The 14,993-nt window shown below is 38.7% G+C and carries 13 protein-coding genes and 1 other RNA gene; 11 read left to right on the forward strand and 3 right to left on the reverse strand.

Annotated elements, in window-relative coordinates; genetic code table 11:
- Positions 1–715 precede the first annotated feature (715 nt).
- The 9 genes from ABVZ64_RS06200 (at position 716) to mscL (ending at position 10,588) form a co-directional block, all read left to right on the forward strand.
- Positions 716–1,498, forward strand: coding sequence for an IclR family transcriptional regulator (locus ABVZ64_RS06200; protein WP_352400164.1), 783 nt, complete (start codon positions 716–718; stop codon positions 1,496–1,498).
- 36 nt (positions 1,499–1,534) lie between these two features.
- Complete coding sequence (panB, locus tag ABVZ64_RS06205) at positions 1,535–2,365, forward strand: 3-methyl-2-oxobutanoate hydroxymethyltransferase (protein WP_352400165.1); 831 nt, start codon at positions 1,535–1,537, stop codon at positions 2,363–2,365.
- A 50-nt stretch (positions 2,366–2,415) separates the two neighbouring features.
- Complete coding sequence (locus ABVZ64_RS06210; protein WP_352400166.1) at positions 2,416–3,339, forward strand: ketopantoate reductase family protein; 924 nt, start codon at positions 2,416–2,418, stop codon at positions 3,337–3,339.
- A gap of 63 nt (positions 3,340–3,402) precedes the next feature.
- Entirely contained in the window at positions 3,403–3,693 is a 291-nt protein-coding gene (locus ABVZ64_RS06215; protein WP_352400167.1) for a YhdT family protein, read from the forward strand.
- A 2-nt stretch (positions 3,694–3,695) separates the two neighbouring features.
- A complete protein-coding gene (gene panF, locus ABVZ64_RS06220) occupies positions 3,696–5,201 on the forward strand; it encodes a sodium/pantothenate symporter (protein ID WP_352400168.1) in 1,506 nt (501 codons plus the stop codon).
- Between the two features lie 215 nt (positions 5,202–5,416).
- Entirely contained in the window at positions 5,417–7,063 is a 1,647-nt protein-coding gene (locus ABVZ64_RS06225) for an amidohydrolase (protein WP_352400169.1), read from the forward strand.
- 91 nt (positions 7,064–7,154) lie between these two features.
- Positions 7,155–8,810 carry an OPT/YSL family transporter gene (locus tag ABVZ64_RS06230; protein WP_352400170.1) on the forward strand — a complete coding sequence of 552 codons (1,656 nt, stop codon included), beginning with the start codon at positions 7,155–7,157 and terminating at the stop codon, positions 8,808–8,810.
- A gap of 178 nt (positions 8,811–8,988) precedes the next feature.
- Positions 8,989–9,957: a P1 family peptidase gene (locus tag ABVZ64_RS06235; protein ID WP_352400171.1), complete on the forward strand. Its 969-nt coding sequence runs from the start codon at positions 8,989–8,991 to the stop codon at positions 9,955–9,957.
- A 244-nt stretch (positions 9,958–10,201) separates the two neighbouring features.
- Positions 10,202–10,588: a large-conductance mechanosensitive channel protein MscL gene (gene mscL / locus ABVZ64_RS06240; RefSeq protein WP_352400172.1), complete on the forward strand. Its 387-nt coding sequence runs from the start codon at positions 10,202–10,204 to the stop codon at positions 10,586–10,588.
- Between the two features lie 266 nt (positions 10,589–10,854).
- Here mscL and ABVZ64_RS06245 read toward each other — a convergent pair whose 3' ends face one another.
- The 3 genes from ABVZ64_RS06245 to smpB form a co-directional block, all read right to left on the reverse strand.
- Complete coding sequence (locus tag ABVZ64_RS06245; RefSeq protein ID WP_352400173.1) at positions 10,855–10,986, reverse strand: hypothetical protein; 132 nt, start codon at positions 10,984–10,986, stop codon at positions 10,855–10,857.
- Between the two features lie 672 nt (positions 10,987–11,658).
- Positions 11,659–12,015: a transfer-messenger RNA gene (gene ssrA, locus ABVZ64_RS06250) on the reverse strand.
- A gap of 24 nt (positions 12,016–12,039) precedes the next feature.
- Positions 12,040–12,513, reverse strand: a complete 474-nt coding sequence (gene smpB / locus ABVZ64_RS06255) for an SsrA-binding protein SmpB (RefSeq protein ID WP_352400174.1) — start codon at positions 12,511–12,513, stop codon at positions 12,040–12,042.
- Positions 12,514–12,775: 262 nt separating this feature from the next.
- On the opposite strand from smpB, the gene ABVZ64_RS06260 reads away from it, so the two are divergent.
- Together ABVZ64_RS06260 and ABVZ64_RS06265 are read left to right on the forward strand one after the other, a co-directional pair.
- Positions 12,776–13,765, forward strand: coding sequence for a L,D-transpeptidase family protein (locus ABVZ64_RS06260; protein ID WP_352400175.1), 990 nt, complete (start codon positions 12,776–12,778; stop codon positions 13,763–13,765).
- A 31-nt stretch (positions 13,766–13,796) separates the two neighbouring features.
- Entirely contained in the window at positions 13,797–14,810 is a 1,014-nt protein-coding gene (locus ABVZ64_RS06265) for a stalk domain-containing protein (protein WP_352400176.1), read from the forward strand.
- The last annotated feature ends 183 nt before the right edge of the window (positions 14,811–14,993 follow it).

A 14,993-nucleotide genomic window follows, 5' to 3' on the forward strand; every position in this document is an offset into this window, starting at 1 on the left:
ATATGAAGAATATAAGGATAAAATAGAGAAGTTAAAAAAAGTACATTCCTCGGAATCAAAATAAAGCAATTTATTCAAATTACTATCTCATCTACTTTTTGAGTGATTGGTGAAAAATTTTTTATAAATAACAAGTCTAATAGGGGGATCTGTGGATTTACTCCTTGGATTACTTTGAGTAATTCTATCAATGAATAGAAAAGTAAGGCAAGGAAAGGCAAGGAAAGGCAAGACGTAGGCAGAATAGATCATTGATTTCCTTGGTTTCTACATTACTATAAGAAAGTTGATTATGATATATAGTTTTTTTAAGATATATGTTAGAATTAGAAATGTTGTCGTTAAGGGATATTTTTACATATCATAATTTTTATGAAAAAGATATTTATTTTAAGAATACAGTATTTCATAAAACAGTAGAAAAGGTGAAAAACAGGCAACTAAGGAGCAGATAAGGCAAAACGAGTCAGAATATTTACTATTTTTTCATACAACCATTGCTAAAAAAAGGATAATATTGTATATTAAAAAAAACAAAACATATCATAATACGAAATATTGTTTCGTATTATGATATAGAGAGAAAGGAAAAAAGAACGCTTATATATTTTCAGGGTGTTTTGACATGACTACTTTATATGGTTTTATGAAAGTTACCCCAGTTATCTACTGACCAGCTAATAGATAGTCGGTTGATTTGGAGAGGATTGAAAAAATGGATACAAATGTAAAAGCAAGTAATCATGTAAAGTCTGTATTAAAGGCATTTCAAATTATAGAGGAGCTAGATAGATTTGGAGAGCTTTCCATTGGGGAGATAAGTCAGGCACTTTCTATGGACAAAACCACCGTACATCGTTTGATTAATACAATTAAAGAGGCTGGGTACATTGTTCAGAATCCTTGCAACAGAAAGTATTCAAATAGCATAAAGATTTTTACCATTGGGACTCGTATTATTGAAAGAACGGGTTTAAAGGAGATTGCTAGGCCGTATTTAGAGACCATTGGGGAACAAACAAAAGAAACCATAAATTTGAGTATGCACAGCGGAAATGACATTGTATATGTGGATAAGATTGAGAGTGACTCTGCCATAAAAGTGGGAATTAAAATTGGCACAGCCCTTCCGATGTATTGTACGGGAATGGGAAAGGCAATTCTTGCTTTTCTGCCAGATGAGAATGTAAACGAAATAATAGACAATACAAGCTTTTGTAGGCGAACTTCCAACACTGTTTCTGGGAAGGAAGCTTTATTAGAGCAACTAGAAGCTGTTCGTAAGAATGGATATGCCAAGGATGCAGAGGAATATGTGGATGGATTAATTTCTTTTGCTGCACCAATTTTTGATTATAGGAATAGTCCGGTTGCTGCAATAAGTATTTCTATGCCAAAAATGAGATACAATGAAACAGAACAAAGAGAATTTTATGTAAATCTTGTTAAGGATACGGCAGGGGCACTTTCTAAAGAATTAGGGCACAAAAGACGATGACATATAAATCACTATTTTCTTAAGGAGGGGTATGGCATGGCAAAGACTAAAATGACAGTGGGAGATTTTAAAAAATTCAAAAGGGAGGGTAAAAAATTTAGTTTTGTAACCGCATACGATTATACTACGGCCACCATTGTTGATGAAAGTGAATGTAACATTATTTTGGTGGGAGATTCTTTGGGAATGATTATGTTAGGTTATAAAGGAACTGAATCTGTTACCATGGATGATATGGTTCATCACATTCGCCCGGTCGTAAAGGGTGCCCCTAATACTTGGGTCATTGGGGATATGCCTTTTGGTTCTTACATCACGCCAGAACTTGCCGTGGCAAATGCTGTTCGTCTGATTAAGGAAACAAATTGCGATTGCGTCAAGCTTGAGGGGGGCGTTGAAATGCTTCCACAGATAAAAGCGATTGTAGGAGTTGGTATTAATGTTATGGGACATATTGGTTTGACACCACAAACGGCATCCTCATTAGGTGGTTTTAAGGTGCAGGGAGGTACACCCGAAAGTGCAGCAAAATTGATAAAGGATGCAATTGAGCTAGAAAAAGCAGGATGTTTTTCCATTGTATTGGAATGTGTTCCTTCGGGTGTAGGAAAAGCAGTTTCTGAGGCGGTGGAGATCCCCATTCTGGGAATTGGGGCGGGGCCTTTTGTTGATTGTCAGGTGCTTGTTACTCAGGATTTACTTGGAATGTACGGAGACTTTAAGCCTAAATTTGTAAAACAGTTTGCCCAGGTTCGCCAAGTTATGATTGATGGATTAAACGAGTTTCATAAAGAAACCATTGAGGGTACATTCCCATCACCCGAATTTTCTTTTAATAAACAGGTGGATATACCTAAATTATACTAATGACTAAAGGGTGATAACATTTTATATTTGACAACATTGGAGGTGGTCAAATGAAAATAGCAATCATTGGTGCAGGGGCCATGGGGTGTCTTTATGGAGGGAAGCTATCTGCTATACCAAGCAACCAGGTTTTTCTTATTGATGTTTGGGAGGAACATATAAGTGCCATTAACAAAGAAGGGCTTTATATGGAGGAAAAGGGTGAGTTGCTAAATTATAAAATGTTGACTGCCACAACGGATCCCACAGAAGTAGGAAACGCAGATTTGGCTTTAATATTTGTAAAGTCCACATTAACAGAGCAGGCTATAAAAGTGAATAAAGAAGTGTTTGGAGAAGATACCATTGCCCTTACCTTACAAAATGGTATGGGAAATATCGAGAGCATTGCTGGCGAAATAGGAGAAAAGAATATTATAGCTGGAACGACTGCCCATGGGGCTACTATGCTAGGGCCAGGAAGGGTTAGGCATGCGGGCGTTGGAAAGACGATAATTGGTGAACTTTTTGGTGTTTCTAGTAGGCGGTTAAAAGAAATAGAGTCCGTTTTTTCTGAGGCAGGATTGGAAATTGAGATTTCAAATAATGTGATGGGATTGATTTGGGATAAACTTCTGGTCAATGTAGGTATTAATGCACTAACAGGAATAACAAAGCTGAAAAATGGTGAACTCCTTCATTTCCCTGAGTTAGAGGAATTACTGGAGGAAGCGGTAAAGGAAGGTGTTGCTGTTGCCAAGGCCAAAGGCGTTATTTTGGGGTTTTCAGACCCCGTGGCACATACGAAAGAGGTTTGCAAAGCTACAGCAGAAAACAGATCTTCTATGCTCCAGGATGTGTTAAATCATAAACATACTGAAATTGATATGATTAATGGAGCAATTGTGAAAGAAGGGAAATTTCTAGGTGTCCCTACGCCTGTAAACCAGGTGCTTTGTGGACTAATTCGTTTTTTTGAAAAGGGTGAGGAATAATTGCAGTATATCTGTGTGAATAGATATGGGGCAATTTGCACTCGGAGTAAAGGAGGAGAAAATATGGTACCAAAATTGACGGAAAGGGAACGGAATCATCAGATTAAAAAAGAAGCATTGATTTCCATTGCTTTATATGTTGCTTTCTTTCTTTGGTGGTATTTTATGGGTTATGGGTTGGCTGGAAATGCCAAGGAACAGGCCTATATTATGGGGTTACCGTTGTGGTTCTTTCTAAGTTGTGTTGTAGGCTATATTTTATTCTGCATTGCCGTAATTGTTGTTGTGAAGGTGTTTTTTAAAGACTTTAGCCTTGATGAAACATTGGATGAGGACAATGGGGAGGAGGAATAAGGATGAGTTCATACACAATTATTTTAATGACAGTTTTAGTACTCTATCTCCTTGCCAATTTGGGTATCGGATTGTATGTCAGTAAAAAGCAGGCGAAGATTGATGCCGAGGCAGGTACGGGATTTATCAATAACTACTTTATTGGTGGTCGATCTATGGGTGGCCTTGTGTTGGCCATGACGCTGGTTGCCACATTTACCAGTGCCAGCAGCTTTATTGGTGGGCCTGGTGTTGCATATACCAAAGGCCTTGTTTGGGTATACTTATCCATTATTCAAGTACCAACAGCTTTCATTATTTTGGGGGTGCTGGGAAAGAAGTTTGCGATTATTTCAAGAAAAACCAATGCAGTAACGGTAACTGATTACTTAAGGGCAAGATACAAATCCCCAGCAGTCGTTATTATTTCCTCTGTTGCTCTTGTATTATTTTTTATTGCCCAGATGATGTCTCAGTTTATTGGGGGGGCTGTGCTATTTCAAACCATTACAGGACTTCCATATGTTTATGGTTTGTTACTATTTGGTGCTATTGTTATCATCTATACAACCATCGGTGGATTTAAAGCTGTTGTTACTACGGATACCATTCAAGGGCTTGTAATGGTATTGGGTGGTTTTATTATTTTATTTACCATTGTTCGTGTAGGTGGTGGGTTTGAGGCAATTGTGGATAAACTTAACATGGTAAATCCCACTTGGAATGATCCGACGGTAGGCGGCACAACACCAAAGGCATATGTTATGTCATTCTGGGTTCTTGTTGGTATCGGTGTTTTGGGTCTTCCTCAAACTGCTGTTAGAGGGATGGGCTTTAAGGATACAAAATCCCTTCACAGTGCTATGATCTATGGAACTATCGTTGTTGGATTTTTGATGTTGGTTATGCATATTTCTGGTGCATTTGCACCTGCTATTCTAGACCCATCTGAAATTGCATCCTCAGATTATGTTGTTCCTACATTAGTATTGAAATATATGAACCCTGTTGTGGCGGGTCTATTCATTGCAGCGCCTTTGTCCGCCGTAATGTCAACAGTGTCATCTTTATTGATTTTGGCTTCTGCGGCAATTGTTAAGGATATTTACCTAAACTATATTGCAAAAGAAAAAGGGAATATTGACAATGCTGATGCAAAGTTCGAAAAGAAAATTGGAAAGATGAGTATGATTACCACGTTAATTGTAGGTATCATCGTATTTGTATTCACAATTTATCCGCCCGATTTAATTGTTTGGATAAACCTTTTCGCTATGGGTGGTCTAGAATGTGCTTTCTTATGTCCTATTCTGTTTGGGCTTTATTGGAAGAAGTCAAATGCCACGGGTGCAATTTTATCGAGCGTTATCGGTGTTATATGCTTCTTACTTATGACAACTTATAAAGTGACTATTTTAGGGGCTTCACCCATTGTTCCATCTATCATAGTTTCTGTTGTTGCGTTTGTTGTGGGTAGTCTGATTGGCAAAAAACCGGATAAAGAAACGCTAAAATTATTTTATTCATAAGTTAAAAAAATACATGTCTGTTTACAACAATGTTTAAGAATCAAATTAGTTTTTAGTTTGACGGAAGGGGTCCCCGCTTTCAGGGTGGGGACTAACTTCTACATATGTAAAGGAGGATGGGAACCTTTGCTTAAAACAGGTGTTGGAAGGCCTTCCACTATGAGTATTTTGTTTTCACAAAAATAGGAATAGTCTTGAATGGGGGAAATGAGACTATGGAATTTGATTTTTCATATATAGACACGGCTTTTATAAATGGCAAGGTGATTACTGTAAATGAAAAAGATGAAATTTTAGAAGCCGTTGGTATCAAAGGAAATAAAATTGTTTTTGTTGGTTTGACTGAAGAAATTTTAAAAATTACAGACGATAAGACAAGGATAATCGACCTAGAAGGCAAGACTTTAATGCCGGGCTTAATTGACTCTCATTATCACCCCATCCTATCCGGTCTTTTGGGAGAGGGTTTGAATGCACCTATGATTGACACTTTCTATGGTAACTGCAAATCCCTAGATGAGATGCTGGGAATGGTGCGCGAGGCCGTAAAAATTAAAAAACCAGGGCAATGGATTTCTATGATGGGCTATGAGCCTACGCTTTTTCCTGAACAACGCCATCCGACCATAGAAGAATTGGATGCAGCTGCACCCGATAACCCTGTGCACTGTATGCATGGTGGTGGGCACATATGTATGTATAACACAAAGGCGTTGGAATATTTAGATGTGTATACCCCGAAGGACGCTGAGAAGTATCCTCAGGATGAAGTTGAGGTTGTTGATGGAAGACTAACGGGAATGGTTAGAGGTCATACCCATTTTTGGCTTTGGGGTAAGGTGGACTATACGCAAGATGACCAAGAAAGAGCTGCGATGAAGGCTCATCAGCATTGTTTGCAAAACGGTATTACCTCCATTCATGATTGTGGTGAATGTGATAAGCCGTCATATCATATCATGCAAAAACTTTGTAGAGAGGGAAAATTCAAAGTTCGTTCTTATATGATGCTACACAGTATTTTTGGAAAAAGATATTCTTTGGCAGATAATAATCATTTTTTAGAGTTAGGGCTAACCAGTGGCCTCGGCGATGAGCACTTTAAAATTGGCAGTTCAAAATTTATGATTGACGGTGGTTCTGGTGGGCCATCGTGTGCAACTAGAGAGCCTTATTGTCATAATCCAAACCTCCCCCGAGAGCGTGATTGGGAGCGGGAGGAGGTTGCGGCTTATATTAAAAAGATAAATGATGCGGAGTGCCAGGCAACAGCCCATGCCATCGGCGATTTAGCAATAGAATTTATGGTTGAGGGTTATGAACAGGCTTTTGCCAAAAACCCTAGGCCAGACCTTAGGCATAGGATTGAGCATTGTACCATTGTGGATCAGGACATGATTAACCGCATGGCAAAAATGAATATTTGTCCCAGCGTAAATGTTTCTTCTATTCAAAAACTGGGGGCAAAGTTTGTAGATTTTTATGGTGAAGAGCGAAATAAATATATTTGTGCTATTCGAAGTATGATCGATGCAGGAGTGAAATGTTCCTTACATAGTGATACACCTTCCTATCCTGCAGGAATCGCCCTATTAGATTCCGCCGTAAACCGATACGACAGGACGGTAGGAGTTCAGTGTGATAAAACGCAGGCTGTTTCAGTTCTTGAGGCAGTTCGATGTGCCACAATAAACGGGGCATACAGTTCCTTTGAAGAGGATATAAAAGGCAGTGTGGAGGTTGGAAAACTGGCGGACCTTATTGTGCTTTCTGATGACATACTCTCTATTTCCCCAATGGAGATTTATAATTTAGATGTAGAAATGACCATGATTGATGGCGTGATTGAATATCAGAAGTAAGAGAGTTACTGTAATATCAAATTTTGTTTGTCAAATCTAATTGAAGTTGTAGCGTGTTGTAATTGTCGAGGAGGAAAGGGGGCACTGCACTATGGCACAAGAACCAAAGACCGTAAAATATGCCACATCGTATAAGGAACAACTAACTGTTCGAGGAATGGCAATTGGTATCATCGGCGTAGTCATTGTAACATGTTCATCTATGTTTATTGCATTGAAAGCATCATCCTTACCATTTCCAATTATGTTTGTAGCACTGGTATCTATGTTTGCCTTGAAAGCTTTGGGGAGGACAAATATCAATGAAATCAATGTAACCCATACAGCAATGTCAGCCGGATCTATGGTTGCTGGTGGTGTGGCTTTTACGATTCCAGCAATTTATATGTTATATCCAGATTCAGAATTAGGGATAGCAAAGCTCCTTGTAATCACAATCAGTGGCACAGTGCTGGGGCTTATTTTTACATCTTTAATGAGAAAGCAGTTTATTGAGACGTCAAAGCTTCCTTATGCTATGGGCCAGGCTGCGGCGGAAACGCTAATTGTTGGTGACGAAGGTGGGAAAAAGGCGCATATACTTTTTGGTGCTTTAGGCTTTGCAGCTATTTGGACAGCACTTCGGGACTGGTTTATGAAGATTCCTGCCGTTCTTTGGTTTGGCGGAGGTAGCTGGATCAACTATGGTTCCTATGGCGGAATATGGCTTTCCCCTATGCTTGTATCTGTGGGCTATTTAGTTGGGCCAATTTTCGTAGGTGTTTGGTTTTTGGGAGCTTTGGTTGGTGATGTGGGCATCTTAATTGGCGGTCAGAAATTAGGATTTTTTGATGCTGCAACGGCGGCAAGCATCAAAAGCGGCCTGGGACTTGGTATGATGGTAGGTACGGGAGTGGGTGTATTTATTAAGAATATCTTCCCTAATTTTAAGGCCATCTTTGGTTCTATGGTTTCCAAGGATTCTATTGGGGATTCTATTGTCCCTCTAAGGTGGGCTCCCATCATTATGGCAATTTTTGCTGCTCTTTATGTAATTGTTGTTGATGTTCCTGTCGTTGCGGCTATTGTAACGATTATCGGTGTTTGGCTAGCAACGGCAATGTCTTGTCAAACAGTTGGTATGTCTGCAATTAACCCAATGGAGGTTTTTGGTATTTTTGTTTTGATTCTTGCGAAGGTATGTTCACCTGGAATTACCGAGGTTGCAGCTATTTGCATTGCAGCTGTTGTGGCAATTGCTTGTGGTCTTGTGGGTGATGTAATGAATGATTTTAAGGCGGGGAGTATCCTGAAATCTAGCCCCAAAGCCCAATGGACAGGAGAAATGATTGGCGGTATTGTAGGGGCGATAATATCTGCTTTTGTTATCATGGCAATCATTCGGGCTTATGGACCGTCAGCTTTCGGAAATCCGGAACTGTTCCCAGCAGCACAAGCATCTGCTGTTGCCGCTATGGCAGGCGGTATTTCCCATGTGCCTGCATTTATGACTGGTCTTGTAGTTGCTGCAATCCTTTATATCGTAGGGTTCTACCCTGTTATGACGTTAGGACTTGGTGTATATTTACCTTTCTATTTATCTTTTACTGCATTTATTGGTGCCGCAATTAGATTTCTGCTTGATAAATTTTATCCTAAATTCGAAAAAGAAGGAAAGGGTACAATTATTGGTGCTGGTCTATTAGGAGGAGAGGCAGTCGTTGGGGTAATTATTGCAATTATAATGGCGGTACAATTTATCGCATAATTGATTATTACCAATTGTAAGGATGAAAGTGAACATCACCTATGAATTCGAGTAAGATAGGATTTTCCACGGAAAAAATTCGTTTTACGGGTTTGTGAGGCAAGATATGTTTCTTGGGAAATTCAACATCAATTTGGGGGCGGCTTTTGCCGCCCTTAGTTAAAAAGGGAGAATGTGTATGAGAGAGATAAAAATATCGGAAATAAAGGGTATTAAGATTGGACATGCGCAGAATGTTGAGGGTGGCACTGGGTGTACGGCAATTATTTGTGAGGATGGAGCAGTAGCAGGCGTGGATGTACGTGGGGGTGGACCAGCTTCTAGGGAAACGGAACTTTTAAAGCCAGTAAACATGGTGCAGCAAATTCATTGTGTGATGCTTTCCGGGGGAAGTGCGTATGGCCTTGCCGCAGGTGATGGTGCTATGCAGTTCTTGGAGGAACGGGGGGTGGGCTTTGATGTTGGAGTGGGTGTTGTGCCAATTGTTTGTGGGGCATCCCTCTTCGACTTAGTTGTGGGAGATGCAAAATGCAGACCAGATAAAGCTATGGGCTATGAGGCATGCAAGACTGCTGGTAAGAATGAGCCTGGTGAGGGAAATGTAGGAGCGGGAACAGGCGCCTCAATTGGAAAATTTTTGGGACCAGATAGAATGATGAAGAGTGGTCTTGGTACTTATGCAGTTCAGCTTGGCGAGGTGCAATGTGGTGCAATTGTTGCGGTCAATGCCCTTGGGGATGTGATTGATTATGATACAGGTAAGCAAATTGCAGGAATTCTCTCGGAGGATAAAACTTCTTTAGCAAGTACTGAAGATATTATGTATAAGGAAATTGGGATGCAAAGGAATGTTTTTTCGGGCAACACAACCATAGGGTGCATTATCACAAATGCTATTCTTACAAAGAATCAAGCAAATAAGCTTGCCAGCATTGCCCACAATGGATATGCTAAGACCATTAGCCCTGTGCATACATCCGCAGATGGGGATACCATTTTTGTTATGTCCACTGGAGAAGTAGAGGTTAGCCCAGATGCCCTAGGGGCACTAGCAACAGAAGTTATGGCAAGAGCCATTTGTAGTGGTGTAAAAGCAGCAGAATGTGCATATGGTCTGAAGGCTGCAAAAGACTTTTTGAAGATATGATAAGACCCTTTTAGATAGATAACTTGCTTTAAGGAAGGATCATACATAATAATCTTGCCCCCTGGGACTATCCCTAGTGGGGGCTGTTTTTTTGGTACAAAAGCCTATCGTATAAATAAAAGGTAATCCTCCATATTAGAATATAACCAACAAAGATATTGTCTTTTTTTGAGAGATATTATATACTGATGAAAAATAATTTTTTTTGTTTCCGTTTTTGAAACAGGTTGGGAGGTAGCTGATTATGATTAAAGAATTTAAAGATTTTGCTTTAAAAGGTAATGTGATTGATCTTGCTGTAGGTGTTATTATTGGTGGTGCTTTTGGTAAAATAGTGACATCCTTAGTGAACGATGTATTAATGCCCATTATCGGGCTACTTTTGGGAGGAATAAACTTTACAGACTTAAAATATGTGATCACACCAGCTGTGGGAGATATTCCGGAGTCCGCTATATTATATGGTTCATTTATACAGTCAATTGTGGACTTTTTGATTATTTCCTTTTGTATTTTTTTCTTTGTAAAAATTATATCTGTTAAGAAGAAGCAAGAGCCAGTAGCACCAGCTCAGCCACCTGCTGAAGTTGTACTTTTAGAAGAAATTAGAGATTTATTAAAGGCAAAATAGTACGGATAAGATCAAAAGAGGCATGAAGGATACTTCATGCCTCTTTTTTATTTCTTAACAATGAAAGGTCAAACATCACCTTTCCATTGTTTTGACCCAATATGTGTATGGGACAGAGAGAAAAATATTTATTGTCAAGGCTATATCTATAATACGATAGAAATTGGATAAAAAGTGTATGTAAATGAGATAGGGAATTATAAAAATTCCCCTTTTGTTAGATTTTTTGGCTAACAAAAGGGGTTATTTCAAGATAGAGGGACATTTTAATTATCTTTTTTTGGTATTTCAGGAAAGGGCAAAACCTCTTTTTCCCGTGCTAGTTTTTTCACTTTATTTTTAGATTTTGGTTCTAATAATTCTTCTCTCGTGTTGTACTGAACATCTTCTTTTGACATAGAATCACCTCTTTCATAGTATGTAATTTTTTTTTCAATTTATCCCAATAATACAGGATTTATAGCAGTTAGGTATCTTTCTAAAATTTAAATTTCGAAATAGGAAAAATTGTTAAGTAACATATACTGGGCGTATATTTTACAATTGCTTTATTCAGGATAATGAAATGCAAGCGCTGTAGCTTCAAAAGTCTTTATCCATTTTTAATCATCTCAATTGAAAAAGTTTCAATATTACTTCGTTGACTGCTTTGGTAGTAGGCAATGGTTTAATAATATACAGCTTTATAGGTGCACCCACAGAGGATTAAGTTGAAATAAAGAAGCAGTGGGAAAAATATTCTAGTTGTGCAAAGACATGTGGTTGCAAATGGCTTGGGAAATGCACCAAAAACAACAGTATTTCATTGAACTTTGAGATGTAGTTAAAACTGGTAAAAATGACCTTACGTAAAAAAATATTAGCCATTGCAGCAGAGCTAGTAAAGAACCTGATGAAAAAATATAATATACCCGTAGAAAATGTTAGTATACATAGATGAAATGATTCAAATCAAGATAAAAAATAGATTGTATGGTAATGAACTTAGAACCAGTGTTAAAATAAACATGGAACAGAAGAATAAAAAAAACACCCGAAAACAAGGTCAAACTTGTTTCGGATGCTGTTTTGAATGGAGATGAGGGGAATTGAACCCCTGTCCGAAAACCCATCCATAAGAACTTCTCCCATCACAGTCAGTCTTTTAACATTCCCTCAGAATACCGCCGATTGACAGGCTTTATCCCTTGGTAGCTTCATGAATCTTTTTACGCCGCAAAGCTTAAGCGAAAAAGTGCCCCGCCTAGTCGACGCCGGTAACTCTGACAGCGAGAGATCAGAGGCCGACGGCTGCCGCAATTAGGCAGCGATTGCTAATTTATTATTGTCTTTTCTTTTTAAAAGAGTTCCGGCTTGTTGACGCAGTTAACCGGTCTGCGGATGGCTATCCCTATTTTCAAGACTCCCGTCGAAACCTTTACATCCCCAAAATAGTATCGTTCAATGCCCAATTACAAGGTGAGGTTACGAATTTTAAAATCTTTCTCAGCTTGGCGCTTTTGATCGTTCTTTGCAATGGTATCACGCTTGTCATAGAGCTTTTTACCCTTTGCAAGGGCAATGTCAATTTTAACCAAACTTCGGTCAAAATAAACCTTAAGCGGAACGATGGTATATCCAGCAGCCTGACTCTCCTGAGCGATTTTACGAATTTGGTTTTTATGAAGCAAAAGCCGTCTTACTCTAAGAGGATCCTTATTGAATATGTTTCCCTGCTCATAGGGGCTAATATGCATATTGTAGATAAAAGCCTCCTCATGCTCTATGCGGATAAAGCTTTCTTTAAGGCTACATTTGCCCGCACGCAAACTTTTCACCTCGGTACCAACCAAAGAAAGGCCGGCCTGGAAAACTTCCTCTATGAAGTAATCGTGGTATGCTTTTTTGTTTTGTGCAATTAGCTTTGTGCCGTTTCCCTTTGCCATAAAGAACCCTTCGCTTTCCTTGGAACAATGATTGGTGAGAAATCTCACATAAGGATGATACCATAAATCTTAAAAAAAGGCAAATGTCAATCATATTACAATTGAGAAAAATCATGGCAATATTATTACAAATAACATAAAAATTATTCAACAAAAATCCTTTTCTTAAAAGATTATGAATTTTCTTTCTTTTTCTGACAAAAAGCAATATAATAGGCCAAGTATAAAAGAAATTTAAGCAAGTATTTTTAAGGAGGAAAAGATGCAAAAGAAGTTTTTAGGGATTCTAATAGTTATAGTATCCTTTACTTGGATAATGCCCCTATATGCAAAGGATGAGGGGTATCCCTACTATATTACAGTTAATTTGACGCAGAATATTGTGACGGTATATAATACTGATGAAGCAGGTAATTATACGGTGGCTGAAAGAGCATTTTACTGCTCTGTTGGAGAGGAGACGCCAATTGGGACTTTCCGCACATCGGATAAGTATGTTTGGCGCCCTTTATTTGGAGATGTATATGGGCAATACGCAACTAGGATTACAGGGCATATTTTGTTTCACTCAGTACCGTATTTACAACAGGATAAAGGTACATTAGAGTATGAAGAATATAATAAGTTGGGCGAAACGGCTTCCATGGGTTGTATTCGTTTAACAGTTGAGGATGTGAAGTGGATTTATGACAATTGCCCATCGGGTACAACGGTGAAGATATATAAAAGTGATGAACAAGAACCAATTGCGCCACCAAAGCCCCAAAAGATTGACCTAGACGATCCCAGAAGAGATTGGGACCCAACTGATCCAGATGAGGCTAATCCTTGGAAAAAAGGTGAAGTGGTTGCACTGAATATGGTTAGCAATAAAGCAAATCGTAAGATTAACGCATATTATAGGGATGGGAGTTACGCACTTCAGGCAGAAGACGCCCAATTAATTTTAGGACACTTGGGAATTACCTTGGTTTTACCTCATAATAACGAGGCGCTTCAGCAAGAGGGGCAATCTGAGGTTTTCTTCCAAGGAAAAAAATATCAAGTACCCTACATAAAACATGAGGGTAAAGCTTTTTTCAGCCTAAGAGAATTAGGCGAAATAACTGAGGCGGAGATAATCTGGGACGAATCAATTGGACAGATCATTTTGGAATACTATGGAGCCTGGGGGAAAAATCTTTTTAGACTATTTTCATGGAAAGATGATTCAAATGCACTTACAAAAACATTGGCTTTCGCAACTGAATAAAATTTTCGTTAAAAAGGAAATGAGGGGAAACATGAATCTGAAAAAAACGGTCATAATAGCTTGTGCTTCTACTGCAATGATTTGCAGTGCAATTGCCCTTTCTATGTGGCTGACCAAAGAACGGGAAATGGAGATGAAGGTTTCCAATCCAAAGCAGGATGGGTTATCACAAGAGCAGACAAAGGTATTTGGAGAAGGCGAAAATACACCTTTGTATTATGATGATGAGGAAATTTTGCTGTTGCCTGTGCGAAATGTGGCCCAAGGGTTAGGGGGGACGGTGTCTTGGGAGAAAGAATCTAATGATGTTACCATTGGCTATAAAGGTAAAACCTTGGTTATTGAGGCAGGTACTACAGAGGCGGAGATGCACGGATATAACATAACAATGACAGAAGAACCCCAGATGATTAACGGATGCTTATATATAGAAGCTTCTATTATATCTGATTTTTTTTCCACAGATGTTTTGTGGGATAGTGCAAGAAGGCAGATTTCTTTAAAGTCAAAGGGAAATTCCATGCCCATTGTTGCCTCTGATGTGTATATCGGAAAAAATGATACGAAAGAATATAACCTAGAGATACCTGTAATTATGGGTTTAAATGATACGAATTTTGAAAAAGGATTAAATAAAGAAATTAGAGTGGAAATCCAAGCCTTAGCTGACGAGTTTATGAGTCAGGAGGGGGAAGGAGTATTCCAACTTCAATTTGAAAAAGGCTTTATTAATAGTGATTTTGTTTCGATTTGTTGGAAAGGAACCAGGGAAGACCAACCTTTTTTTCAAACATTAAACATCGACCTAAGAGAACAAAGGAGAATAACAATTTCTGATGTCTTGACGGAGGAAGGAATGAAAGAGTTAAAAGAGCAAGGGGATTTGACTGAAAACTCGCTATTCTATATTACATCACGTAATGAATTGGCAATTTTTGATGCTTCCAAGGAAGGGGCTATTACCGTTCTTTTTCCGGCAGATGGTGCGTTGTTGGGAAAACAATGGAAACCTAAATATCAAGCTTTATTTCCTGGGATAATTTAGAGGGAAAGAATCTTTTAGTTAAGGATATATGGACAAAGGCAAAAGTGGGGGATCACTTTTTGGATACTGTTGGACTGGCCGTTGATCCAGACAAATCTATGTGGTTTTGGTTGTTTCAATTGAATTGTGGAATAGGAAGCATAGGAAAGAATTCATACGTAACATTGGAATCGAGGTTTATTT

Source organism: Anaerotignum sp. (genome assembly GCF_040307045.1).
Taxonomy (GTDB): domain Bacteria; phylum Bacillota; class Clostridia; order Lachnospirales; family Anaerotignaceae; genus Chakrabartyella.

Bases quoted from the DNA above. Each gene is read 5' to 3' on its own strand.
- ABVZ64_RS06200 (WP_352400164.1), top strand. From the start codon at position 716: ATGGATACAAATGTAAAAGCAAGTAATCATGTAAAGTCTGTATTAAAG.
- panB (WP_352400165.1), top strand. From the start codon at position 1,535: ATGGCAAAGACTAAAATGACAGTGGGAGATTTTAAAAAATTCAAAAGG.
- ABVZ64_RS06210 (WP_352400166.1), top strand. From the start codon at position 2,416: ATGAAAATAGCAATCATTGGTGCAGGGGCCATGGGGTGTCTTTATGGA.
- ABVZ64_RS06215 (WP_352400167.1), top strand. From the start codon at position 3,403: ATGGTACCAAAATTGACGGAAAGGGAACGGAATCATCAGATTAAAAAA.
- panF (WP_352400168.1), top strand. From the start codon at position 3,696: ATGAGTTCATACACAATTATTTTAATGACAGTTTTAGTACTCTATCTC.
- ABVZ64_RS06225 (WP_352400169.1), top strand. From the start codon at position 5,417: ATGGAATTTGATTTTTCATATATAGACACGGCTTTTATAAATGGCAAG.
- ABVZ64_RS06230 (WP_352400170.1), top strand. From the start codon at position 7,155: ATGGCACAAGAACCAAAGACCGTAAAATATGCCACATCGTATAAGGAA.
- ABVZ64_RS06235 (WP_352400171.1), top strand. From the start codon at position 8,989: ATGAGAGAGATAAAAATATCGGAAATAAAGGGTATTAAGATTGGACAT.
- mscL (WP_352400172.1), top strand. From the start codon at position 10,202: ATGATTAAAGAATTTAAAGATTTTGCTTTAAAAGGTAATGTGATTGAT.
- ABVZ64_RS06245 (WP_352400173.1), bottom strand. From the start codon at position 10,986: ATGTCAAAAGAAGATGTTCAGTACAACACGAGAGAAGAATTATTAGAA.
- smpB (WP_352400174.1), bottom strand. From the start codon at position 12,513: ATGGCAAAGGGAAACGGCACAAAGCTAATTGCACAAAACAAAAAAGCA.
- ABVZ64_RS06260 (WP_352400175.1), top strand. From the start codon at position 12,776: ATGCAAAAGAAGTTTTTAGGGATTCTAATAGTTATAGTATCCTTTACT.
- ABVZ64_RS06265 (WP_352400176.1), top strand. From the start codon at position 13,797: ATGAATCTGAAAAAAACGGTCATAATAGCTTGTGCTTCTACTGCAATG.